Source organism: Shinella sp. 838 (genome assembly GCF_029623935.1).
Classification (GTDB): Bacteria; Pseudomonadota; Alphaproteobacteria; order Rhizobiales; family Rhizobiaceae; genus Shinella.
Genome location: NZ_JARSBQ010000009.1, coordinates 66907 through 91104 on the forward strand (window position 1 = coordinate 66907; position 24198 = coordinate 91104).

Consider the following 24198-nt stretch of genomic DNA (forward strand, 5'->3'; position numbering starts at 1 on the left):
GCCGTCCCGGCTCAAGACGGCAGCGATCCGGCGGCCAGCAGCCTGTCCCGCGCCGCTCGGTAGCGCTGAAACGCATCGGCAAGGTCATGCTGGCCGGTCGCACGGGGCTCGAAGAGCCGGCTGTCGCCGCTGACGGTGCTCGAGGCGTCATTGATGCTGGCGAAATGTCCGGTGGCCGTTGCGGCGAGCAGGGCTGCACCGCGGGCGCCGAATTGCGAGCCGTGCGGGACTTCGACGGGCTTGCCGACAAGGTCGCAGATCATCTGGACCCAGATATCGTTTCGCGCGCCGCCGCCGGTCAAAAGCAGGCGCTCCCCGTCGAACGAAAGAGCGTCCAGCAAATCCACCATGGCAAAGGCGACGCCTTCGACAATGGCGCGGAAGAGGCATGCCCGGTCATGGCGCGGCGTCAGGCCGCTGAACTGCGCCCTTGCCGTACGGTTCACGCGTGGGGCGATGATGCCGCTCTCGGACAGGTAGGGAAGGTAGGTGAGACCATGGGCGCCGGCTGGGGTCGCGGAGAGCATCGTGTCCAGCGCGGCAAACCGATCAGCACGGCCTGAAAGATCCGGCGCGAGTGTTTCGAAGGCCCAGTCGAGATTGAGTGTTCCGGCGACATTGACCATGGCGCGATACCAGCGATGGCCGGGCAATGTGAAGAGCAGGCCGATATCGGCCGGTTCGAAGGTCGGGTGCTCATGCACGACACCGACAAGGCAGGCCGTGCCGAGTACGGCCGTCGCGGTGCCGTGGACAAGGCCGCCGGCACCGATGACCGTGGCGGCGACATCGCCCGCGCCGATGGCGACGGGCAATCCTTCGCGAAGGCCGGTCGCGACCGCCACTTCCGCCGTCAGGCCTCCCGCAACGGCCTCGGAATCCACTATCGGTGGCAGGAGCGGTTCGTAGGGGCCCAGGCCGAAAAGGGAGATCATGTCGGAGGACCGCGCACGTCCACGGGCGGAGCCCGGCAGGACCGCCGCCTCGCTTCGGTCCGTCGCGATCCGGCCGGTCATGCGAAAGCGCAGATAGTCCTTAAAGCAGAGAATGTGTCGGGTGCGGCGCAGCACGTCCGGCTCATGCCGGACGAGCCAGGCGAGCACCGGCAAGGTGCAGCCTTGCTGCATGACCGAACCCGATGAGGCGAAGATCCGGCTGAGGAAAGCCGGGTCTTCCGCAAGGTACCCGTCTATCAGGGTCTGGGCGCGGCTGTCCTCCCAGGTGATACCGCGGCGCAGCGGCATGCCGTCTGCATCGAGAAGCCAGGCGCCGACCATGGCGGCGGAAAGGCCGATGCCGGCGATGTTGCCCGGGTCGAGGCCGCTTTCGCGGACCGCGCGCGCGATGACCTCCGTGGTCGCGGTCCAGGCCTCCGACGGATCGATTTCACTCCAGCCGGGATGGGGGCGGTGCACGGTCGTCGGTCTTTCGGCGACGGCCAGCTCCCGGCCGCCAAGATCGAAGATTGCGGCCTTGATGAGGGACGTTCCGGCGTCGAGGCCGAGAAAATACGGCCCCGTCATCGAGCATGTCCGGCATAGCGCCTGAAGCGTTGCCAGGCCTGCTCCGTCGCGGTGCGGTGGGCAGGCTCCGGGCTGTGGGTTCGCTCGATGCGCACCGCTCGGGCAATGCACGCGGCAAGATCAGCCTCGGCGATGGCGGCGCGAGCCAGGATTGCGGCGCCAGCGGCCGAGGCATCTCCTTCGGCCACCACATGAACCTTGCGCCCAAGCGCGTCGGCGATGATCTGGCACCAGGCGGACGAGCGGGCCCCGCCTTCGGCAAGCCGGATGTCGGTGAGCGGGACGCCGGCGATTTCGAAAGCCTCGATCGCAGCCCGGATGTTGAAGGCGACACCTTCGTAAACCGCGCGCACAAGGGCGGGTGCGCCGTGAGTCACGTTCAGATTGACGAAGCCCGCGCGTTTTCCCGGGTCGTTCCAGGGGGTGCCGGCGCCTTCGAGGAATGGCAGAAAGGCCCCGCCTGCCGATCCGGCCGGCGCCTGTTGCAACAGGATCTCAAGGTCATCGAAGCCTGTCGGCCTGCCGCTGAAGCCTTCGACCAACCGCCGAAGCCAGGCGATCGACAATCCACCAGCGGGAATGAGGCCCAGCCATAGTTCCCGGTCCGGCGAGACATGCGCCATACGCCAAAGACCATCGATGGGACCGGGGCCACGATTGGGCATGGCAGCGACGATGTGTCCGGCGGTGCCAAGTGTGACGGCAACGGTCCCGCGCGCATAGGCGCCGCAGCCGACGGCGAGGGCGCCGGTGTCACCTGCGCCCGGAACGACGGGTATGCCCTGCGGCAAGCCCGTTTCCCGTGCGGCCACGCGATGGATCCGGCCGGCGATGGCGGCCGACGGACGGATGGGCGACAGCTGGGTAGGCTTGAGCCCGGCGAGCGCCACGAGATCCGGCGCCCAGGCCCGCCGGCCAAGATCCATGAGGAGCGTCGCAGAGGCTTCGTTGGCATCCGTGGCAATGGTACCGGTCAGTTGCCAGAGGATGTAGTCCTTGACCTGCAGGACCCTGGCAACGCGTTGCATGGTCTTCGGCTCGTGCACGGCGAGCCACTGCAGCTTGGGCAGGACGGCGATCGGTGAAATCGGCGACGATGTTGCGGCGGCGAGCCGGGCAGAATGCTCGTCCTCCAGCGCCCGGACCTGTTCCGTGCAGCGCTGGTCGAGCCAGATGAGGCTCGGCCGCAGCACCTTTCCATCGGCGCCGATCAGCACGATGCCGTTCAGCTGGCCTGAAAGACCGATCGCACCGATGGTGGCCCCGTCGATGTCGGCCATCACGGCACGGCAAACGGCTCGCAGGGCCTGCCACCAGGCCTCCGGGTCCTGTTCTGCGTGATCTGCCGCCGGCCGTTTCGTTTCGTAAGCTGCGCTTGCGGCGCTGCACACGGTTCCGTCTGCATTCATGACTATGGCCTTGACGGCGGACGTTCCAAAATCGAGGCCGAGGGTGAGGGTATCAGCTGCCATGCCTGCCCTGCTGGTAGATGATCGCCGCGACCGCGATGATAAGCCCCTGCACGATCAGTTTGCCGGGTTGGTCCACGCCGAAGACGGTAAGGAGGTTGAGCACCATGGTGAGGAGTGCGGTACCGAGCATCGTCCCGATCGCGCCGCCCGCACCGCCGCCAAAGACAGCGCCGCCGAGAATGACCGCGGCAATGGAGCTCAGCACAAAGTCCGCGCCAAGATTGAGCGAGCCGACGCCGACGAGACCGGAGAGAACGAGACCGCCGACGGCGGCGAACAGGCCGCTGAGAATGTGGGAAGCCAGAAGCGTGGTGTTGACGGGGATACCGGAAAAGAGCGCGGCGGAAGGGTTGTCACCGGCGGCGAAGATGTAGCGACCGAGCGTGAGGCGGCGCAACAGGATGAAGCTCGCAATGCCGAGGCCGAGCCAGACAAGGCCCGAGACTGGCAGCATGCCGATCCGCCCGCGGCCGAGCCATTTCACCAGTTCCGGCATGGCATTGCCCGGTGCACCGCCGGAATAGAGAAAGCCGATGCCGGTGACGATGGCAGCCGTGCCGAGTGTTACCACCACGGCCGATGCCCGCAGCACGGTGACGAGAAGGCCGTTGACGAGGCCAATAACAAGACCAGCCGACAGGGCGAGCGAGATGACGAGCGCCGGGGCATAGCCGTTCCACATCGCATGGGAGACGATGAGGTTGACGAAGGCGATCGTCGCGCCGATCGAAAGGTCGAGCGAACGGTTCGCGACGACGAAGGTCTGGCCGAGCGCGACAATGCCGAGCGGCGCAGCCTGGCGCAGAAGGATCATGAGAAAGGGCAACGACAGGAATTGTGGTTGCGTGGCCGCGGCGAAGGCGCAGACGGCGACCAGGCCCCAGAAGGCCGGTGGCAGGGCGAGCAGCATGCGCTTCACAGGCCGGCCTCCTTGCGACGGAAAAGGCTGACGGCGAGCACCAGCATGGAGCCCTTCACGATGAACTGGTAGTAGGGAGAAACACCCGCGAGATTGAGCCCGTTGTTGAGAACGCCGATGATCAGCACGCCGGCGACCGTTCCGATCGGCCCGCCGATGCCGCCGGACAGCAAGGTGCCGCCGAGCGCTGCACCGAGCACGCTGTCGAGGCCGAGTGCTGTGCCGACATTGGGGTCGCCCGAGGCGAGGCGTCCCGTCAGATAGGCGCCGGCGCCGGCCGCCATCAGCGCGGAGAGCATGTAGGTCGAGATGCGGATGTGGTTCGCCTCGACGCCACTCATCCAGGTTGCCCGGGCATTTTGCCCGGTGGCGTAGAGGCGCACGCCATAGCTTGTGCCGTGAACCAGCCAGACGGTGCCGGCGATGCCGCCCAGTATCCAGAACAGGCCGGCCGGCAAACCAAGAATGGAACCTGATGCCGCCTGGACGAGCAGGGTGGGCGCGACACCACCCGGTGTCGGCCGCAAAATCAGTGCAAGGCCCTGCACGATCGAGCTGGAGGCCAGCGTCATGATGATGGGGTGGACGCGCAGGACGACGCATCCCCAGCCATTGACCAGACCGACGGTGAGTGCGGCAAGAAGGGCGAGCGGGATCTTGACCGGGTCGGCAAGATCGAGCGTCAGGATCGCCGACGAGAGCGAGATGACGGCGCCGACCGACAGGTCGAAACCGGCACCCAGCAGGACGAAGGTCTGCCCGAGCGCGACGAGGAAGAGCGGTGCCAGCTGGCCGGCAAGGTTGGAAAGGTTCGTCTGCGAATAGAAGGTGGTCGGTACGGAGAGGGCGAGCAGGACGAGCATGGCCGCCAAAACACCGTAGGAAAGCGCAGCGCCCCGCTGGCGATACCAGAAGGCATCCTCACGGAAGCGGAAAAGGACGCCTGATGTTGCCGGCTCCGCTGGCTGGGTGCTCATGCCTCGTCTCCTTCCATGGCCGGCAGGGCGGCGCGCAGCAGTGCATCTTCGCTGGCGCCCCTTGCCTGCATTTCGGCGACGATCCGGCCGTCACGGATCACGAGCAGCCGGTCGCAGAGACCGATCAGCTCGGGAAGCTCCCGGGACGTGACGAGGATCGCACGACCCTCGCCGGCAAACTGGCGCAACTGGCGGTAGATTTCCCGTTTGGCACCGACATCAACCCCGCGCGTCGGCTCTTCGCAGAGCAACACGCGCGCGCCGGCCAACAGCCAGCGGCCGAGCACCACCTTTTGTTGATTTCCTCCGGAAAGATCGACGACAGGGGTCTTGGCATCGGGCGCCTTGACCGCGAGCTGCCGCATGACCTCGCCGACGCGCGCACCGAAATCCGGCAGCCAGGAGAACAGGCGGCGACGGGCGATGTCGGCCGTCGCCATGTTCGCGCCGATGTCGAGCGATAGGAAAAGGCCGTCGTCCTTGCGGCTTTCGGGCACGAAACCGAGGCCCGTAGCCATCCTGCGCCGCGCGGAATGGCCCTCGATGTTCTTGCCGCCAAGCGTCAGGGAACCGCGCTGGGCACGGTCAAAGCCCGCGACAAGGCGCATGAGTTCCTGTTGACCCTGGCCCTCAAGGCCCGCAATTCCAACGATCTCGCCTTCGCGGATATCGAGGAAAAGGGGAGACGGGAGCCCGTCGCCTGCAAGGCCTTCCGCCTTCAGCAGGCTGGCGCCCAGCGTTTCGGCGCGCGGTTCGAACAACTCCTCGATCGGGCGGCCGACCATGCCCTGGATGACGTCGTCCACCGTCGTCTCACCGGTCGCCACGCAGCGCACGAAGCGCCCGTCCTTCATGATCGTGATGTCGTCACACAGGGCGAAGATCTCGCTGAGGCGATGCGAGATGTAGAAGACGACCTTACCGGCCGCCGTCAGCCGCCAGATCAGCTTGAACAGTGTGTCGACTTCATGCGTGGCGAGCGCCGCGGTCGGTTCATCGAAAATGAAGACCGATGCATCGGCCAGCACGCCCTTGGCGATCTCCACCATTTGTTGATGCCCGACGCTCAGGGCGCCGACCCGGCGGCGCGGATCGATTGGCAGGTCCAGTGACGCGAGGGCCGCCGCCGCCCGGCGATGGATTTCGGTGCTGCCCAGTTTGCGGCCGTTTTCCCGCTCGCGGCCGAGAAAGAGGTTTTCCGCGACCGAGAGGTTGGGCAGGAGAGAAAATTCCTGGAAGATGGTGGAGATACCGGCCTTCTGCGCGTCGCGCGGATGACCGAACGCCACGGCGGCACCGTTCAAACGGATCGATCCCGTGTCGGGCCGGTAGACGCCGGAAAGCAGCTTCATCAACGTCGATTTGCCGGCGCCGTTCTCGCCCATCACGGCATGGACCTTGCCGGCAAACCCGCGCAACTGCATCTGGCGCAGCGCGTGTACCGGTCCGAATGACTTGCTGAGGTTTTCGACCTCGATCAGGGGATGGGAAACTGCCGTCACGTCGGTTTTCGCGTTCTGCCTGTTTGCCGAGGTCGGACGGACCGGCCCAGGGGGCCGGACCGCGTCAACTCAATTGCCGTAGAGTTCCTTCAGCTTTTCATCCGGCAGGATGGAGCCGACCCAATAGGAATCGTTGAGGTCCGAGCGATAGAGCGTGTCGAGATCCTTGGCGGTGTAAGGTTCGGCGATCACCTTGTACTGGGTGTAGATCTCCTGGCCGTTCAAAACGCCGACGGCGGCCGCGACGCCTTCGGCGACCATCCAGGTCGGGTTCTGTGGCGCAATGGAATCGAAACCGGCGGCCTGGTTTTCCTTCCAGGCGCCGAAGAAGCCGTTGTTGGCCTCTCCGGTCATCGGCACCAGAGGGCGGCCGAGCTCGTTGAAGACCTCGATGCAGGCCTGTGTCATGGCGCCACCCGAAGACCAGACGCCGTCGATCTGCGGATGGGCAAGGGCGAGGCTCTCGCATGCCTTTCGGCCCTGATCGTACGCCCATTGCGCGTAGACCTCACCAACCACCTCGATCTCCGGGTGGGCCTTGAGGGCTTCGGCAGCGCCGGCCCAGCGATCCGTATCGACGGAGATGCCGGCAATGCCGCGCAAGGCGATGACCTTGCCCTTGCCGCCCATGGCCTTCGCCAGGAACTCGCCACCGTCGCGGCCGAATTTCACCTGGTCGGCCAGGATGCGCACCGTCGCCTTTTCGGTCTGCGCGTCGGCGGCGACGATCACCACGACGACGCCGGCATCATAGGCCTTTTCGAGTACCGGTACGACAGCGACCGGCGATGTCGGATTGATGATGATGGCGTCCACGCCCTGCGCCAGCATGTCCTCGACATCGGCGACCTGCTTGGCCGGGTCGAAATTGGCATCGGTAACGATGTAGCTCTCGATCTCGGGCAAGCCGGCCGCACGCCATTTTGCTTCCTCCAGAAGCTGGACGACCCAGCTGTTGCCGGTAAAGACGTTGGAGAAGCCGATCTTGTACTTGCCGTCGCGGCGTGGCTCGTAGCGCGTCACGTCGACCGGTTTTGCACCGTCGGCCGGGCCGAGGCCCGAGTTCAGCTCGATCACGCTCTCGGCCCCAGCAGTCGAAGCGAGAAGTATGCCGGTCAGCACGGCGCAGATGGCAGGAAATCTCATGATCGTTCTCCCTCTTGTTGGCCGGTCGCGCCGTCTTCATGCGCTGCATTAACTTGGGGCGATCCGGTCTCGTTGGGGGAACTCTATCATTGCCACAAAGAATGTAAAGTTTTTCCTTTGTGGCTATGTGTTCTGTATCATTATGTTTTTATTGTGTTTATTTTTTTGAAAATATTTTCATTGCCTGAAGTCGCCTGTCTGGCCGGACGCGAGGCCAGCCTTGATCTTTGCAAGGAGCCCGTCGCGATCCAGATCCGCAGACTGGCCGATATGGAAGGTGATGAGGCCGATGACGTAGTGATAGGCAAAGTGCGAGATCGAAGGCGTATAGATGTCGATTTCCTCGAAGACGGAGAGTTCGAGCAGGATGTCGGCCTTGCGCGACAGCGGCGTGTGCGGCGCGGTCAATCCGATGACCGCCGCGCCCTGCTGGCGGGCCATGTCGGCGGCTTCGAGTACCTCCTGTGAACGTCCGGTATGGGAAATGCAGATTGCCACATCCTCCGGTCCGACCAGGCTGGAGGCGATGCGCATGAAGTGCGGATCGGCGACATGGGTTGCTTCCAGCCCCAGCCGCATCAGTCGCATGGCGGTCTCGGCAGCGATCAGGCCCGAGACGGCGACGCCGAACGTGCGTATGCGCCGGGCAGAGCGAATGGCGCGGATGGCGTCGACCAGCGCTTCCGCATCGAGGCGGGTAAAGGTGGAGTTGAGAGCGGCGACGATCTGCTGGAGATAGAGATACTCCAGCCGGCCTTCCGCGATCTCGATCTCGTTCAGCGCCTGGACCGACTGGTGATAGTAGGGGCTCTGCGCGCTCTTGGCCTGCGCGATCGACAGTTTGAGTTCACGAAAGCCTTCGACCTCCAGGAGCCGGCTGAAGCGGGTAAGCGAAGAGGCCGAGACGCCGGCGGTTTCGGCTATCTCGGTGATTGAACCGCGCAGGAAAAAATCCGCATCTGCCAGGATCAGGTCGGCGATCCGCTTCTCCGCCTTCTTGAGGCCGGGATAGAGTTTGCTGATGCGGCTGAAGATATCGTTCATGGTTCATCACGCGATTCTGGAGCGATGAACTGGTATGAAGCACATCACTTCCCCGCGCAAACCTCGCGCACGGCGTCGGCCATGCTCTGAGTGAAGATTTCAAGCATCGCTTCACCCTTGGCGGCCGTTGCGAGCGTTGCATCGCCGAAGACGCCGCTTCGGCTGAGTTCCCCCATGGGACGTCCGCCCTGGAAGTAGCCGCGGTCACGATCGGGATATTCCCGTACGGCCTTTTCCATGTCGACCAGATTGGGTGCCACGGCGAGCATCAGCGAGGTTTCGAATTCGCAGGCATGGACGATGCCGTGCCAGGTCGGGCTTTCGCAGTGCTCGGCCATCACGGCAGTGAGGTTGGGGTAGAAAAGGCGCCAGACCTTGATGTCGGGGTGGTCCCACAGGCGCCGTGCGGCGTATTTCATGGTGGCGCTGTTGGCTTCGTGGCCGTTCACAAGGAAGACGTGGCGGACGCCGTGCCGGGCAAGGCTTTCGGCCGTCTGGCAGATCATATCCTCGAGCGTGCGTGCTTCCACCGTTACCGAACCCGGCGCATCGCGCCAGACCCAGGAATAGCCGAAAGGCATTGCCGGCATGACTGTCGCGCCCGTCGCCTCGGCGATGCGTGTGGCGAGCGCCTCGGCAAGGATGATGTCGACGCCAAGCGGCAGATGGTAGCCATGCTGCTCGGTGGCGCCTAGCGGCAGGATGACCGCGGGGAACTTGGCGATGCGCTCTGCAAAGGCATCGCGGCTGAGATATTTTGCTTCGACGGTCATGGGGTCTCGTATCGGCTTGAACGGTCAGAACTGGGCAAGCCAGCGCACCGGGTTCCTTTTGAAGATCGTTTCGATTGCCCCTTCGTCTATGCCCTCTTCCCGCATGCGCGGGATGAACGTCTTGGCGATGAAGGCAAAGCCCGGGCCGCCGCCGTAGCCGGCAAGATAGGAGGCCCGGCCCATGTCACCCGATATCATCAGGCGTTCGGTATGGCCGGCATCCAGCAGGGCCTTGATGCAGGCAATGCGGGTGCTGTCCGGGTGGTACTTTACCTTCGAGACGCCGTCGAACTGAACGGTCGCGCCGCGCCGGGCGATGGCTGCATGATAGTAGGGGTCGGGGTTGCGGTCGGAGTGGCCAACGACCACGCGCTCCAGCGCCACGCCCTCACTCTCAAGAATGTCGAGCATTTCGAGGCCCATCGTGCCGGCTTCGGTATGTAGCCATATCGGCGCGCCGGTTTCCTTGTGGGCGCGTGCGACGGCCCGCGTGGTCTTTTCCTCAAGCGGGTGGAGGAAGTTGTACGAGCCGCCGGACTTGAGGTGCCCTGCCTTGTGTGGGCCGCCATCCATGCCCTCCGACACGTCCCGGACCAGCTTGTCGGCGATCGCGTTGAGCGGGGTCGTTTCCACCCAGAGCGGAAAATAGGCGGCCTTGTTGAAGCCGCTGACGGCGACGACCGGTACACCGGCCTCGCGCGACATGCGCGCCATCGCCGCGGGGTTGCGCCCATAGTCGAGCGTCGTTGCCTCGACCAGCAGCGTGCCGCCGCTCTCCTTGAAGATGATGAGCTCGCGCAGCGAGCACTCATAACTGGAAAGCTCGAGATCCCGATCCTTCTGTATCGCGGGCGGATCGGTGATCAGGTGTTCGTGGCTGTAGACGAGGCCAAGACCATCGGTCCCGATATCTCCAAGCACTGTGCGGATTCTTCTCATGGGCATTCCTGATCAGGCGGGTGAGCGTGGGGCGCGATGGCTTTAGCTTAGCAGACGGATGGCATATTGCAATTATTTTCGTATATTCATTTTATTCGTGCCTATTCATTGAATTTGTGCAATTCTTTTTGTGAAAATGTTTTCCATATGGAGAGTGTAATGGCTTTCGTGCGGACCGTGGCTGGCGATATCAATCCGTCGGAGATGGGTGTGACCTATGCCCACGACCATATCTATTGCGTCCCGGCACTCTGGAAGGAGAAGGGTGATGCGGATCTGCTCCTCGACAGTCCGGAGGCGTCTCAGGCGGAGCTGGAGATCTTCGCCAGGGCAGGCGGGCGGACGATCTACGATGCGACGGCGATCGACTATGGCCGGGATGTGGGGACGGTGAAGCGCATTGCCGGGGCGGCGGGCGTGCAGGTGATCGCAACGGCAGGGTTCAACAAGGCGATCATGTGGCCGGCGCAGATGCGCGGCCAGGGCATGACCTACGCGCAGTGGATCGCATCGAAGAGCCGCACGGCACTCGCCGATCATGTCCGGCGCGAAGTCACCGAGGGCATGGATGGCACGGATATCAGGGGCGGCGTCGTCAAGTTCGGCACGGGCTACAACACGATGAGCGAGGCCGAGATCAAGGTGCTTCTTTCCGTGCTCGATGCGCACAAGGAAACCGGCGCGCCCATCCATTCGCACACGGAACTCGGCACGATGGCGCTCGAGCAACTCGACCTTCTCAAGCAGGAAGGGATCGACCCCACCCGCCTGACGATCGCCCATCTCGACCGTAATCCCGATCCCTGGCTGCATCGCAAGGTTGCCGAAACCGGCGCCTTCTTCAGCTTCGACGGCATTACCCGCGTCAAATACTATTCCGAAGACGTGCGCACGCGCTGCATCCTTGATCTTGTGCGGCGCGGGCACGAGGATCAGGTCATGGTCGGCGGCGATATCGCGCGGCGCACGATGTTTGCCAGCTATGGCGAAGGGGGGCTTGGCATGGGCTTCATCCTCGAAAAATGGGTGCCGCGTTTTGTCGAGGAGGCCGGTGAGGCGGGATTTGACGGCAAGGCTCTCATCCACAAGTTCATGGTCGCCAACCCGCAGCGGGCCTTCGCCTTCACGCTTTGATAGATCGTACAGCCCGGACGCCTGTCGCGACGCCGGGCTGGCTGCCGCCGCAGGCGCGAGGTTAGGGTGTTTCGGTGGCACCCTGTTGAGGGCCGCGCGAAACCTTGTGGGACAGCACGCTCTCAAGCAGTGCCTGGGCGCCAAGGACACAGTGACCTTTCTCCGCGCTCTCGGCAGGATTGTGGCTCAGGCCCTCCCGGCAGGGGATGAAGATCATTGCCGTGGGCGCAACGCGCGAGACATAGACGGCGTCATGGCCCGCGCCGGAAACGATATCGCGCGCGCTCGCGCCGATGCGCTTCACTGCCTGCCGAACCGTCGCTAGGCAACCGGCATCGAAATGCACGGCCGGGCTGTTCCACACCACGTCAGTCCGGGCCCGCTCCTGGCACTGGCTCCAAACAAGCTTTGCCACCTCGGCTTCCATCTGGTCGAGCCCGTCATCCGTCGGATGGCGCATATCGAGGCTGAGCGTCACCGTGCCGGGAATGACGTTTCGAGAGGGAGAGGCAATCGATAGCTGGCCTGTCGTTGCCATGCCTTTGAACCTGCGGGCGATCTCCTGTGCACCGAGGATGACCGCCGCGGCATCGGCAAGCGCATCGCATCGCATGTCCATCGGGGTCGAGCCGGCATGGGCTTCCCGGCCGGTGATGGCCAGGTCGTACCATCGCATTGCCTGGACGCCGGTCACGATGCCAATGTCGGTGGTATCCCGCTCCAGCAACGGCCCCTGCTCGATATGCAGCTCGAACATTGCTGCAAAGCGAGTTTCTCCCAAAGGGGCCTTGCCGCGATAACCGATTGCGTCGATGGCCTCGCCGAACGAAACGCCATCGGCATCCACGCGGCTGTCGGCAAACGTCTGGTCGAAGACGCCGGCATGAACGCCTGAGCCGAGCATGGCGGGCGCAAAACGTGCGCCTTCCTCGTTGGTCCAATTGACCAGCATCAGCGGATGTTCCGCTTCGTAGCCCGCGTCATGTAGCGTGCGGAGCACTTCCAGCCCTGCAAGCACGCCGAGAATCCCGTCGAACTTCCCTCCGGTCGGCTGCGTGTCGAGATGGCTGCCCATGGCTATTGGCAGCGCATTCCCATTGGTACCGGGCCGCAGTGCAAACATGTTGCCAACCGTATCGACCTTGACGCTGCAGCCGATGGCCTCGCATTGTTCCCAAAGCCAGTCGCGGACATTCCTGTCTGCCTCAGACAGCGTCAGCCGGCCGATACCGCCTCCCGCGATGGCGCCGAAGGCCGATGTCTCCATGATGGTTTGCCAGAGGCGTTCACCGTCGATCGTCAGATTGTGCATGCGTCGTCGTCTCGTGTTTCCTGTCCAGAGTACATGCCGTGGCGGTGAAACCGCCACGGCATCGGCGGTCCTAGAGCGCAATGCCGACGGACTTCACCTCGGTATAGAGGAGGATGGCTTCGTAGCCTTGTTCACGCCCCCAGCCGGACTGGTTGAAGCCGCCGAACGGAAGCGCGGGGTCGATGACATGGTGGGTGTTCACTCCCACCGTGCCCGCCTTCAGCTTCTTGGCGACCTTGTGGGCACGGCTGACATCGCGCGTGAAGACGCTGCCGGCCAATCCATAGATCGAGTTGTTGGCCTCCTTGACGATAGCGTCGATGCCGTCGTCATCGAAGGTGGCGACGACCAGAACCGGCCCGAAGATCTCCTCCTTGACGACGGACATATCGGGAGTGGTTTCCGTCAGGATGGTGGGTTCGAGGAAATATCCTTCCGTGCCAGCGCGTTTGCCGCCGCAATAGAGCTTCGCACCCTCGGCAAGGCCCGCCTTCACATAGGCGCTGACGCGGTCGAACTGTTCCTGGGAGACGAGCGGGCCGATCTGTGTCGTGGGGTCGAGGCCGACGCCGATCGACATGGATTCGGCAAAGGTCTTCAAGCCGCTCAGGATGGTATCGGCGATGTCCTTGTGCACATAAAGACGGGTTCCGGCCGTGCAGGTCTGGCCCATATTGTAGAAGATGCCATAGGCGATGGCGGGGATCGCGACAGCGGGATCGGCGTCGGCAAAGACGATCATCGGCGACTTTCCGCCGAGTTCGAGCGAGACCTTTTTCAAGTTGCCTTTGGCAGCGTCGAGGATCTTCTTGCCAACCTCCGTGGAACCGGTGAAGGCGATCTTGTCGACGTCGGGATGGGCGGCAAGTGCCGCGCCGGCAGTTTCGCCATAGCCTGTCACCACGTTGAAGACGCCGGCCGGGAAGCCGGCCTCTTCGACCAGTTCGGCAAGGCGCAGGGCCGTCAGCGGTGTCTGCTCGGCCGGCTTGAGGACGATCGTGCAGCCTGCAGCAAGCGCCGGCGCGACTTTCCAGACGGCCATCATGAAAGAGAAATTCCACGGCACGATCTGGCCGCAGACGCCCACCGGCTCCCGCAGCGTATAGGCATGGAACGGAGCACCGGCCGACAGCGGGATGGTCTGGCCGCAGATTTTCGTGCTCCAGCCGGCCATGTAACGCAGCAACTCGTAAGAAAAGGCAATGTCGCCGTTCCTGGCGTCCGTCACCGGCTTTCCATTGTCCAGCGCCTCGAGCTCCGCCAGTTCGTCCGCATGCCTTTCGACGAGATCACCAAGCGTCCAGACGAGCTTTCCGCGGTCGGCCGGTGTCATGTTTGCCCATGGGCCGTCATCGAACGCCTTGCGGGCGGCGGCAACGGCGCGGTCGATATCGGCGGCCTTGCCCTCCGGAACACGATCGAAGGCCTCGCCGGTCGCAGGGTCGATGATCTCTATGGTGCCGCCTTCGGCGGACGGAACCCATTTGCCGTCGATATAGAGCTTCTTTTCCTTCGCCACGAAGCGGGCGGCATCCGCGCCAAGGCGCCGGAGAGTTACGGGTGCGTTCATGGTGCTCTGTTCCCCTTGTCGATCTTCAGGCTTTGGCGGAAATTTCGTTGGCGGTGATCAGGATGACCTCGCCGTCGAGGATCGGCTTTGCGATGCCGAAGAAGCGGGCGACGACGTCGGAATTGTTATGCAGGTCCATCGCGGCGCGATCGTTAAAGCGCTCGTATGTGGCAAACAGGCAGGGGTCCTGCGCATCCTGGGAAATATGGAAACCGATCGTGTTCGGCTCGTTGGCGCGCACATGCTCGGCAACTTCGAGCAGGGCCTGGGCCATGGTCTGCTCGTAGCCCTTGCGGGCACGGATGACGGCGGTGATGGTGATCATGGTGACCTCGTTTCTGGGTGTTGAAGGGGATCAGGCGGGCAGGAAGTCACCCGCCAGATCGGCGTCGTGCAGTTTGGCAGGGTCGATCTCGCCGGAGAGCTGGCCGCGCTTGATGACGAGGACCCGGGTGGCAAGATCGCTGATGAAGTCGAGATTCTGCTCCACGAGCAGGATCGAAAGGTTGCGTGAGCGGGCGAGGGCCTTCAGCGTGTCCTTCATTTCCTCGATGATGGACGGCTGAATGCCTTCGGTCGGTTCGTCGAGCAGGATCAGCTTCGGATCGGCACAGAGGCAGCGGGCGAGGGCGAGAATCTGCTGCTCGCCACCGGAGAGCACCCCGCCGGCCCGCGACAGGATCGGCTTCAGCCGTGGCAGTTCCTCGATGATCTGATCGATGATCGCCTTGGCCTGCCTCGGGCTCTGGTGGGCGGCGCCGACGCGCATGTTGTCCATCACCGAGAGCGCCGGGAATATCTGGCGTCCTTGCGGGACGTAGCCGATGCCGGCCCGGGAACGGGCGGCGGGAGAGGCCTTGGTCACATCGTGGCCCGCAAGATGGATGCTGCCGCCGGTCGCGGCGATGTGCCCCATCAGCGTGCGCAGAAGCGTCGATTTGCCCATGCCATTGTGGCCGAGAATGCCGACGAATTCGCCCTGTGCGATCGAGAGGCTGATCCCGAAGAGGATCGGAATGCGGCCATAGCCGGACTGGAGATTTTTGACGGTCAGGAGATCAGGCATCATGTTTTTTCCCCAGATAGACATCCCGGACCGTCTGGTTCGCGAGGATGCTTTCCACATGGCCCTCCGCCAGGATGCGACCCTGATGGAAGACTGTGATCTGATCCGCGATCATGCGGATGAAGTGCATGTCATGCTCCACGACCACGACGGTATGGGTGCGGTTCAGGTCGCGGATGATGGAAGCAAGGCGCTCCACCTCGCCGTCGGTCATACCGGCTGCCGGTTCGTCGAGCAGCACGAGGTCCGGATCACTGGCGACAACCATGGCCAGTTCCACGAGTTGGCGTTGTCCATGGGCCATGCGACCGAGCACGTTGCCCCGCAGCGATGAAATGCCCACCCGCTCCATGACATCAGCGATCTTCTCTTCCCGGGCGGCGGTGTTGTGGACCGTGCGGAGGGCGAGCCACAGGTTTTCATGGGCGGTGAGACCGTCGAACAGACTGGGCACCTGGGTCTTCACCCCGATGCCGGCACGGGCGATCTCGTGCCGCTCCCTGCCGGCGATATCGTCGCTCTTGAAGAGGATGCGCCCTCGGGTTGGCTTGTAGGTGCCGGTAAGGCAGCGAAAGAAGGTGCTCTTGCCGGCGCCGTTGGGGCCGAGAAGACAACGCAGTTCGCCCTTCTTCAGGCGTAGATCCACGCCGTCGAGTGCCTTTACACCGCCGAAATGCATGGCGACGTCCTGCGCTTCGAGGAGATAGTCGCTCATCGTGTGGCCTCCCTGCGCATGTGCCCTTGGGACTTGCTGAAGGGGAGACTGATGCGGGCAAGGAGCGCGGCGAGAGCAGGCTGGATGCCGCCCGGGACGAAGACCACGAAAACGATCAGCACCAGCCCGAGCACGATGTTTGGGTCGACAAAGCCGAGTTTGCCGAGCGCTGCCGCCGCGATTTGCAGGGCGAAGCAGGCTGCGACCGGGCCCAAGAGCGTGCCAAGGCCGCCGACCACCACCCAGATCAGCACCTGCGCGGCCATGGAGAGGCTGAACATGGTCGGGCTGACGAAGACGGAGTTGGCAAACAGCAATCCGGCCAGCCCAGCAATGCCCGCAGAGATAACAAAGACGGCGAGCTTCAGGCGCTTGGCATTGTAGCCGAGCAATTCCGCCCGCATCTCGTTTTCCCGCACGGCAATCACCGCGCGGCCGAAGCGGGTGGCGATCAGCCACTTGCAGAGGGTGTAGGTTGCAAACAGGGCGATGCAGGCGAACACGAACATGTTCGCAGGGGACAGCGGAGCGCCGGTAAACGGCATTGTCAGCAGCGGTGTGTTGGGAATGCCGTTGAAGCCGCCGAGTCGCGCCGCGCCGATCCGCCAGGCGTCACCGCCGGTGCTGTTGATCAGCTTGAACAGGATGAGCGTGACGGTAAGCGTAATGACGCCGAGATAGACATCGCTGAGGCGGCCATAGAAAAGGAAGTAACCAAGGCCGGCCGCGAACAGGGCCGGGATCCCTATGGCGAAGGCTGCTGCAAGCGTCGTGTCGCCAAAGTTGATGGCGGCAATGGCATAGGCATAGGCGCCGAGGCCGAAGAACGCCGATTGGCCGAAGCAGAGGATGCCGCCATAGCCCCAGAGAAGCGCCAGGCTCAGCGCAAAGATGCCCATGGACATGTAGAGCGTGACGTTGATCAGCGTGTAGAGCGGCGCGACGGTGGGGAAGATGATGATCGCTGCCAGCATGGCGATGGCTGCGAGTGCGATATGCGTGCCGCTGGCCCGGCAGAATGTGGACAAGCTCATGGTGCCCCCCTGAAAATGCGGCCGGTGATGCCTGTCGGCAGGAGACGCAGGAAGATGGTGGCGGCAAGAAGCAGCGCCACGTCACCGAGAACCGGTGTGGTGATGAAGGTGGACACCGTGTTGATGCTGCCGAGCAAGGTCGAGCTCAGCGCTGTACCGGTGATGACGCTGGCTCCGCCGGTGATGACCGTGATGAAGGCCTTGGCGACATAGGCGACGCCCATGGTGGGCAACACGCCGGATATCGGGGCCAGCAATCCGCCTGCCAAACCGCTGAGGGCCGAGCCGATCGCGAAGGTGACGGCGTAGACCCGCGAGGGTTCGATGCCCAGGGACGAGGCCATTTCCCGGTTCTGCATGGTTGCCCGGGCAACCAGGCCGACGCGCGTGAAGCGCAACACTGCATAGCCTGCGGCAAAGATGACGAGGACGATGCCCGTCAGCACGAAATCATAGGCGCCCAGACTGTATTGGCCGATACGGAAACTGCCGACCGGGGCAGCGACGCCGACGACGCGATTGCCGAAGAAAGTGGTGGCAAGGCCGATGAGCAGCAGGCTCAGGCCCCAGCTTGCCAGCATGGTATCGACCATGCGGCCATAAAGGCGGCGCATGATGAGGCGCTCGACCAGCACGCCGAGCAGGGCCACGCTCAGCGGCGCGACCACCAGCATCGCAAGCCAGATGTTGACGCCGGCCTGCACGCTGAAGATCGCTGCAAAACCGCCGAGCATGATGAACTCGCCATGGGCAAGGTTAATGACCCGCATCATGCCGAAGATGACGGCAAGCCCGACGCTGACAAGCGCGAGGTTGCCGACCGCTCCAGCGATCTGGAGCAGCACAACAAGAAAATAGTCCACTGGATTTGTCCCGGGTGGCTCCCGGTGCGCGGCCTGCCACGCGCCGGGAGGCAATGCGTCAGCGATTACTGGATGACGTATTGCTGGTTGTCGTTCGGGTTGGCGACCAGGTCGCAAACGGCAGCCGTGTCGGCCGGCGGCTGGTTCGCGAAGCTTTCGAGGATTTCGAAACTGTGGGTCTTGACCCGGCCAAAATGGACGTCCGTGGCGCAATGGTGCGTCTTGGGATCGATCGTCGAGGGGCCGCCAGGCCCGTCAACCGTCGAGCCACTCTCGATCGCCTCTATGACCGCCATGCGGTCGAGGGAATTGGCTTTCCTGACGCCGTTTGCCCAATGGTGGACGGCGTTATAGGTCGCCGAGGCATGCTCGGTCACATAGGGCGCCTTGTCGCCGAACTTCTGGTGGTAGCGCTTCACGAAGGCCTCGTTGGCTGGCGACTTTATCTCCTGGAAATAGCCGAATGCGGCCATGACGCCGTCGGATTCCGCAGGCGTCAGGACGATATGTTCGTTGCCGCCGCCGAAAGACGTGGAGACGATCGGGATCTGGCCCGTCATCCCGGCCGCCGCCCACTGGCGGAAGAAGGCCATATGGTTGCCGCCCACCAGGAGCGTATAGATCACGTCAGGCTTCTCGCGCTGGATCTTCTGGATTGCCGCGCTGAAATCGGTGACGTCGAGCGGGAAGAATTCCGCAGCAATCACTTCTCCGCCGGCTTGCGTAGTGAAGTCGCGTACCCACTTGGCGGAAATCTGACCGTAGTTGTAGTCGGCAGCGAGCACATAGACCTTCTTGCCGAAGTTCTTGATGGCAAAGGGCATCAGCTGGCCGATGGTCTGCGAAGGGGTCGAGCCCGTCAAAAAGGTATTGCGGTCGCAGACGCCGCCCTCATAGAGCGGCGAGTAGAAGTAGAGTGTCTGGTACCGACCGAGGATCGGCCGGATGGCTTCGCGGGAGGCGCTGGTGATGCCGCCAAAGACGGTCGCAGCCTGCAGGCTCGTTGCCGCTTCCGTCGCGAACTGCGTGTAGAGCTGGATGTTGGACTGCGGATCGTATTTCTGGACCTTGATCTGGCGACCGAGCAGGCCGCCGGCCTCGTTCAGTTCGGCAACGGCAAGATCGAGGCAGGCGTCGATCGGCTGGCCGTAGATTTCGAGGCCGCCGGAAAGATCGTAGATGCTCGCAATCGTGATGTCGTCAGCCGCGAAGCTGCGATTGACCCAAGGAGCGGTCAAGGCGGCGGCCGTACCGCCGAGAAACAGGCGTCTGCTGATTTTCATGAGTTCACCCTCTTCTTAGTAGATCCGAATGGACGTACGAATTCGTCCCGGCAGACGGGTGTCTGCGGGGTCGGCCCAAACCGATGGGAACGGGCAGGCGGTCTTCGTGCGGTCAATAATATTTATATATTCAATATTTTCTTTTTCAAGTATTTTTTGCCAGCAACGGTTTTCAAGCCGTGGCTTCCGGAAAGCCTGTTTCAAAACAGCAGGATATGAAGGATTGGAAAGGCGCCTTCGCAGGGACGTGCCTTCTGATCGCGGGCGAGGAACGTGCCTCCGATTGTCGAAACCGGAGAGGGGAGGTCAGATGGCGTCGAAGCTGCGAAGAATCTCGAACTCGGTGCCGTCGGCGCGGGCAAGGTAGGTCGGCCCGGAAACGACCCCGTTTCGGATCGTGGTCACGCCGCGGGGGCTTTCGAAGCTGAGGCCTTCGAAAGCCTGTGACAGAGCGTCGATTTCCAGTGATTGTGCGCGGGTGGCCAGGGCACCGAAGAAGCGCAAGCCCTCATAGCAGGCCTCGCTCAAGACACCTTGCACGGGCGCCGTCACGCCGAAGGCATCCCGGTAGCGCTTCAGGAAGGTGTCGTTCTCCGGTGTCTGCAGCGCGCTGAAGTAGCCGGCGGCACAGAACAGGTTCTCGGTGTTGTCTGCGCCGATTGCCAGCAACGTGTTTTCCTCCACAGCACCCGAGAGACGGAGGATATGGCGGGACAGGCCGCGCTCGGCAAACATGCGGTTGAAGGGCACGCATTCCGAGCCGACTAAAGAGAGAAAGACGATATCAGGGTCCGCTGCCCCGATCAGGTCGATGAGGTGCGTCGTGTCGTCGCCAAGTCCGACATATTCCTCTCCGATGATCTCGCCGCCCCGCTGCAGGACGAAGTTGCGCACCCAGTTGTGTGAAGCCCGGGGCCAGACATAGTCGTTGCCGACGAGAAACCAACGCTGCGCGCCCTGGTGATCCATGAAATGGCTCACGGCGCCGGAAAACTGCCGTTCCGGCACCTCGCCGATGCTGAATACCCTCTCGCCCTCCGTACCGCCTTCAAAGAGTGGAGCGAAGACATAGGGTACCCGGTCGGCCAGGGCGCGGGCAAGTTCGACCCTTACTGAGGAGAGGTGGACGCCGACCAGTGCATTGGCGCCCTGGCGCTCGACAAGGTCGCGGGCACGCTCGACAACGGCTTGCGGGCTGCCGCCGGCATCGGCGGCCAGAAGCTCTATCTGTCGGCCAAGGATGCCGCCTTTCTCGTTGAGCTCGGCCGCGGCGAGAACGGCGCTGTACTGGCAGGATGGCCCCCAGATCGCATCCGCCCCCTGGAAGGGGACGAGCAACCCGATCCGGATAGGCTCTCGTTTGCGCGGTACGGACATGTTTTGGTGACCTGCGCGTTTGGAAAGCAGGGTCTGGCGTAAGGGAACCCGGCTTTGGCGCGAAGAGGCTGGGTTGCGCATCCAGATGCCGCTGGCCCCGCCGGCCAGAGCAGAATCGAACGTCACGGCGTTCTCCCTTTTATTCTACGCTCCACCCTGGACGACACGCTCCGCAACGGCGGATTGTGATTTTTTTGTTTTCGTTGGGCCCCGCCTATGCGGCGGGACTGAAGCACTATATATATAGTTTCCGATTAAACAATTGCTCATTAAAGAATCATGGCCGAACGCTCGCTCAACGAACATCTTTCGCATCTGCTCGCTCAGGCGAACCGGCACCTCAGCCGCCAGTTGACAGCCGAGGGCGTGTCGCTGGATCAGTGGCGGCTGATGAAGGTTCTGTCGGAGGCCGGTGGGCTGCCGATGGGCAAGCTTGCCGAGGAGCTGGCGCTCAATTTGCCGACGCTCACAAAGCTGGTGGATCGCATGGTGCAGGATGCGCTCGTCTATCGGGTTCCCGACCCCGCCGACCGGCGCAAGGTGCGAATGTTCCTTTCCGACAAGGGGGCCTCGATGCTTGCCTCGCAGAACAAGCGTGTCGAGGAGCATGAGGCGAAGGTCGAGGACAACTACGGCAGCGAGGATGCCCAGCGCCTGAAAATCATGCTGGAAAGCTTTATCAAGCAGATCGTATAACGCGCAGCATTCCCCCCGCGCGGCAGAAGACGGAACACGCGAAGGCCGGCTCCTGAGGGAACCGACCTCTGTTCGACGTATGGTTGACGCTCAGCGGGCCGGATTGGGACCAATGCGCTTGCCGTGGTGAGTACGTTCCTCGCCCTTGTGAACCATGGTGACGGCATAGTCGATACCCATGCCATAGGCACCGGAATGTTCCTTCACGATGGCGGTGACAGCGTCATAAGTCTTCTTGTGGGCCCAGTCGCGCTGCCATTCCAGGAGCACCTGCTGCCAGGTGACCGGGACGACACCGGCCTGGACCATGCGATCCATGGCATATTTGTGGGCATCCATCGATGTGCCGCCGGATGCATCGGCGACCATGTAGATTTCGTAGTCGGTGTCATGCAGGCAGGAGAGGGCGAAGGTGGTGTTGCACACTTCCGTCCACAGGCCGGAAACGATGATCTTCTTGCGGCCGGCCGCAGCGTTCCGAGCGAGCGCGTCACGGACGTTCTGGTCGTCCCAGGAATTCATCGAGGTTCGCTCGAGGATATCGTTTTCGGGGAAAACGGCGAGCAGCTCCGGATAGGTATGGCCGGAGAAGGAGTCCGTCTCGACGGTCGTGATGGTTGCCGGAATGCCGAAGGTCTTGGCCGCCTTGGCAAGCCCCACGACGTTGTTTTTCAGCGCCTGGCGGTCGATCGACTGAACGCCGAAAGCCATCTGCGGCTGCTGGTCGATGAAGATGATCTGGCTGTTTTCCGGGGTCAGGACTTCGAGTTTCCTGGACATGTCTGTCTCCTCTCTGGTTTGGGGGGAAGGGTTCCTCGCCCTTGCCCTTTCCGTTTTGCGTCGGTGTGTTTCGATAGAGACAAGGTAGCGGCATTGATTGTGTTGGAAAATTGCAATAATAATTCGCAATGAATTGCGATTATAGAAATAATAGAGATGAATGACTACAAGGCCCTGCGCATCTTCTTGCTGGCTGCCGAGAAGCGAAATTTCGCCCAGGTGGCGCGGGAACTCAACATGGCGCCTGCCGCCATCACGCGCACCATCGCCGCGCTGGAAGAGGAGCTCGGTCTTCAGCTCTTCGTGCGGACGACGCGCCAGGTGTCCCTGACGACGGACGGCGCGATCTTCGCCGCGCAGATCCAGCCGGCGTTCCAGGCGCTCGAAACGGCGCGCAAGGACATCATGGATGCCCATAAGACGGACCAGGGACGGCTTCGCATCAGCGCACCGACATGGTTCGGTAAGGCCGTTCTGCCGCCGATCCTCTCCGGGTTTCGAAAGCTCTATCCGAAGATCAATTTCGAGATCTCCCTGGCCGATGGCTTCGTCAACATCCTCGACCAGGATTTCGATCTTGCCATCCGAATCTCCTCGGCGCCTTCCGACAAGTTCACGATCTGGCGAAAGGTCTGCGTCATCCCCCGCGTGCTCGTGGCAGCGCCCGACAGCCGGTTCGCCGCCATGGACCATCCCGGCGAACTGACGCCCGACGAGTGCCTCGCCTATAGCGGCGAAAGCCGTCGGGAAGCATGGGTGCTCTCGGACGGCAGCGCGAACATCGAGATTTCCGCCGGCCGAAGCTTCAGCGCGAACAATGGCGACGTCTTGGCCGACATGGCGGCGGAGGGCGCTGGCGTCACGCTGCTGCCGCGCTTTCACGTCGCAGCGCATCTGAAGGCCGGTCGGCTGGTGCACGTGTTGCCGCGCTGGTCGCCGCCCGAGCTGTGGCTGACCCTGTACTATCCCCCGTATCAGACGCTGCCGCCACGCATTGCCGCCTTCTCGAAATATTTCGAGCAGCACGTGCCTGCCTATATGTCGGCGCTGCAATAGGGGAGGCTTATGCCATCACGGCCTTGATCGATGGCTCCGTTTGCAGGGTGCGCGGGGGCGATCAGGATCGCCCCCGCGTGTTGCAATTGTCACGTCAACGGGGAACGATGCTTCAGGGCGCTTCACGGGCCTCACCCTTCCGCGCCAGCACGAAATCGTACTCCACCTCCCAGAACGGTCCGGCGAATTCATAGGCCTTCGCCCGCGGCGGGTCGTCCACGCGCCGAAATTCCGCGAGCAGGCTCTGCTTCACCCCGAAGACGGCATCCGAATTGATATAGGGGTCGTCCGGGTCGAAGATGTGGGTGATCAGCGTTTCGAAACCCTCGGCCTTGAGGATGTAGTGCAGGTGTGCCGGACGGTTGGGGTGGCGGCCGAGATGCTGGAGCATCCTGCCGACCGGGCCGTCATGCGGAATCGGGTAGAATTTCGGCTTGACGGCGCGGAACCAGTAGCGCCCGTCCTCACCCGTTCGGAAAACGCCGCGCAGGTTGAATTCCGGCTGGATGCCGAGCTGCTGGACGTCGTAGAACCCCTCGTCGTTGGCCTGCCAGACATCCAGCACCGCGCCCGCGATCGGCCGGCCGGCCGTGTCGAGGATGCGGCCCGAAATGACCATGTCCTCGCCCTTCTGGTCGAGGCAGATATTGGCGCCCATCGGCAGTTCCGGCGCATCCTGCACATGGAATGGCCCGAGCACCGTGCTTTCCGAAGCGCCGGAGGGTTTGCGGTTGTTGATGGCGTCGACCAGCATGGACACGCCGAGCGTATCGGAGAGCAGGATGAATTCCTGCCGCCATTCGTTGCACATCTGGCCGGTGCGGGTGAGGAAGAGGATCGCCTCCATCCACTCCTCCTGCGTCGGCTCGATCTCCTTGACGGCCTCGTGCAGCTTGCGCGTCACCACCTCCATGATCGCCTTCAGCCGCGCGTCCCTGGCGTTGCGGTTGCGGCCGGCGACGACCTCGACGGAGTTTTCCTCCGTGAAGAAACCCTTTTCATGCTCGTCCATCACGC

At 63.1% G+C, this 24198-nt stretch carries 23 protein-coding genes; 3 read left to right on the top strand and 20 right to left on the bottom strand.

The genetic code is table 11. The features are described 5' to 3' along the window. Positions 1 to 11: 11 nt before the first annotated feature. From P9A16_RS23410 to P9A16_RS23450, 9 genes are all read right to left on the bottom strand, one after another. On the bottom strand, positions 12 to 1523 hold the full coding sequence (locus P9A16_RS23410) for an FGGY-family carbohydrate kinase (protein ID WP_023513254.1): 1512 nt from the start codon (positions 1521 to 1523) through the stop codon (positions 12 to 14). Continuing rightward, positions 1520 to 2995, bottom strand: a complete 1476-nt coding sequence (locus P9A16_RS23415) for a xylulokinase (protein ID WP_023513253.1) — start codon at positions 2993 to 2995, stop codon at positions 1520 to 1522. The genes P9A16_RS23410 and P9A16_RS23415 overlap by 4 nt, the downstream gene beginning before the upstream one ends. Further along, positions 2985 to 3905 (bottom strand): ABC transporter permease, encoded by a 921-nt coding sequence (locus P9A16_RS23420; RefSeq protein WP_037404801.1) that lies wholly within the window; start codon positions 3903 to 3905, stop codon positions 2985 to 2987. The genes P9A16_RS23415 and P9A16_RS23420 overlap by 11 nt, the downstream gene beginning before the upstream one ends. A gap of 5 nt (positions 3906 to 3910) precedes the next feature. After that, positions 3911 to 4891, bottom strand: a complete 981-nt coding sequence (locus P9A16_RS23425) for an ABC transporter permease (RefSeq protein ID WP_023513251.1) — start codon at positions 4889 to 4891, stop codon at positions 3911 to 3913. Next, positions 4888 to 6393, bottom strand: a complete 1506-nt coding sequence (locus P9A16_RS23430; RefSeq protein WP_023513250.1) for a sugar ABC transporter ATP-binding protein — start codon at positions 6391 to 6393, stop codon at positions 4888 to 4890. Before P9A16_RS23430 ends, P9A16_RS23425 begins: the two co-directional genes overlap by 4 nt. A 69-nt stretch (positions 6394 to 6462) precedes the next feature. After that, positions 6463 to 7539, bottom strand: coding sequence for an ABC transporter substrate-binding protein (locus P9A16_RS23435; protein WP_023513249.1), 1077 nt, complete (start codon positions 7537 to 7539; stop codon positions 6463 to 6465). A gap of 177 nt (positions 7540 to 7716) precedes the next feature. Then, complete coding sequence (locus P9A16_RS23440) at positions 7717 to 8583, bottom strand: MurR/RpiR family transcriptional regulator (RefSeq protein WP_023517521.1); 867 nt, start codon at positions 8581 to 8583, stop codon at positions 7717 to 7719. Between the two features lie 44 nt (positions 8584 to 8627). Beyond that, positions 8628 to 9356 carry a creatininase family protein gene (locus P9A16_RS23445; RefSeq protein WP_023516393.1) on the bottom strand — a complete coding sequence of 243 codons (729 nt, stop codon included), beginning with the start codon at positions 9354 to 9356 and terminating at the stop codon, positions 8628 to 8630. Between the two features lie 24 nt (positions 9357 to 9380). Further along, positions 9381 to 10295, bottom strand: a complete 915-nt coding sequence (locus tag P9A16_RS23450; RefSeq protein ID WP_023516392.1) for a phosphotriesterase family protein — start codon at positions 10293 to 10295, stop codon at positions 9381 to 9383. Positions 10296 to 10454: 159 nt separating this feature from the next. Here P9A16_RS23450 and P9A16_RS23455 point away from each other — a divergent pair, with 159 nt between their 5' ends. Further along, entirely contained in the window at positions 10455 to 11429 is a 975-nt protein-coding gene (locus tag P9A16_RS23455) for a phosphotriesterase family protein (protein ID WP_023513541.1), read from the top strand. 61 nt (positions 11430 to 11490) lie between these two features. Here P9A16_RS23455 and P9A16_RS23460 read toward each other — a convergent pair whose 3' ends face one another. From P9A16_RS23460 to P9A16_RS23500, 9 genes are all read right to left on the bottom strand, one after another. Next, complete coding sequence (locus P9A16_RS23460) at positions 11491 to 12741, bottom strand: M20 family metallo-hydrolase (RefSeq protein WP_023513540.1); 1251 nt, start codon at positions 12739 to 12741, stop codon at positions 11491 to 11493. Positions 12742 to 12811: 70 nt separating this feature from the next. Continuing rightward, a complete protein-coding gene (locus tag P9A16_RS23465) occupies positions 12812 to 14311 on the bottom strand; it encodes an aldehyde dehydrogenase family protein (protein ID WP_023513539.1) in 1500 nt (499 codons plus the stop codon). Positions 14312 to 14336: 25 nt separating this feature from the next. Further along, complete coding sequence (locus P9A16_RS23470) at positions 14337 to 14636, bottom strand: putative quinol monooxygenase (protein ID WP_023513538.1); 300 nt, start codon at positions 14634 to 14636, stop codon at positions 14337 to 14339. Positions 14637 to 14666: 30 nt separating this feature from the next. Continuing rightward, complete coding sequence (locus P9A16_RS23475; RefSeq protein WP_023513537.1) at positions 14667 to 15377, bottom strand: ABC transporter ATP-binding protein; 711 nt, start codon at positions 15375 to 15377, stop codon at positions 14667 to 14669. Beyond that, the gene (locus P9A16_RS23480; RefSeq protein ID WP_024269888.1) at positions 15370 to 16092 is read right to left on the bottom strand and encodes an ABC transporter ATP-binding protein; all 723 of its coding nucleotides are present in this window, start codon (positions 16090 to 16092) and stop codon (positions 15370 to 15372) included. The genes P9A16_RS23475 and P9A16_RS23480 overlap by 8 nt, the downstream gene beginning before the upstream one ends. Next, on the bottom strand, positions 16089 to 17126 hold the full coding sequence (locus P9A16_RS23485; RefSeq protein ID WP_023513738.1) for an ABC transporter permease subunit: 1038 nt from the start codon (positions 17124 to 17126) through the stop codon (positions 16089 to 16091). Before P9A16_RS23485 ends, P9A16_RS23480 begins: the two co-directional genes overlap by 4 nt. Beyond that, positions 17123 to 17989 carry a branched-chain amino acid ABC transporter permease gene (locus P9A16_RS23490; protein ID WP_023513739.1) on the bottom strand — a complete coding sequence of 289 codons (867 nt, stop codon included), beginning with the start codon at positions 17987 to 17989 and terminating at the stop codon, positions 17123 to 17125. The genes P9A16_RS23485 and P9A16_RS23490 overlap by 4 nt, the downstream gene beginning before the upstream one ends. Before the next feature lie 65 nt (positions 17990 to 18054). Then, the gene (locus P9A16_RS23495; protein WP_023513740.1) at positions 18055 to 19272 is read right to left on the bottom strand and encodes an urea ABC transporter substrate-binding protein; all 1218 of its coding nucleotides are present in this window, start codon (positions 19270 to 19272) and stop codon (positions 18055 to 18057) included. A 306-nt stretch (positions 19273 to 19578) separates the two neighbouring features. Next, positions 19579 to 20649, bottom strand: coding sequence for a substrate-binding domain-containing protein (locus tag P9A16_RS23500; protein WP_245462190.1), 1071 nt, complete (start codon positions 20647 to 20649; stop codon positions 19579 to 19581). A gap of 279 nt (positions 20650 to 20928) precedes the next feature. On the opposite strand from P9A16_RS23500, the gene P9A16_RS23505 reads away from it, so the two are divergent. After that, positions 20929 to 21345, top strand: coding sequence for a MarR family winged helix-turn-helix transcriptional regulator (locus P9A16_RS23505; protein WP_023516098.1), 417 nt, complete (start codon positions 20929 to 20931; stop codon positions 21343 to 21345). A 90-nt stretch (positions 21346 to 21435) separates the two neighbouring features. Here P9A16_RS23505 and P9A16_RS23510 read toward each other — a convergent pair whose 3' ends face one another. Then, positions 21436 to 22125, bottom strand: coding sequence for a hydrolase (locus P9A16_RS23510; protein WP_023516099.1), 690 nt, complete (start codon positions 22123 to 22125; stop codon positions 21436 to 21438). Between the two features lie 156 nt (positions 22126 to 22281). On the opposite strand from P9A16_RS23510, the gene P9A16_RS23515 reads away from it, so the two are divergent. Then, entirely contained in the window at positions 22282 to 23181 is a 900-nt protein-coding gene (locus P9A16_RS23515; protein WP_023516979.1) for a LysR family transcriptional regulator, read from the top strand. A 112-nt stretch (positions 23182 to 23293) separates the two neighbouring features. On the opposite strand, the gene P9A16_RS23520 is transcribed toward P9A16_RS23515, so the two are convergent. Continuing rightward, positions 23294 to 24193 (bottom strand): intradiol ring-cleavage dioxygenase, encoded by a 900-nt coding sequence (locus P9A16_RS23520; RefSeq protein ID WP_023516978.1) that lies wholly within the window; start codon positions 24191 to 24193, stop codon positions 23294 to 23296. Positions 24194 to 24198: the final 5 nt, after the last annotated feature.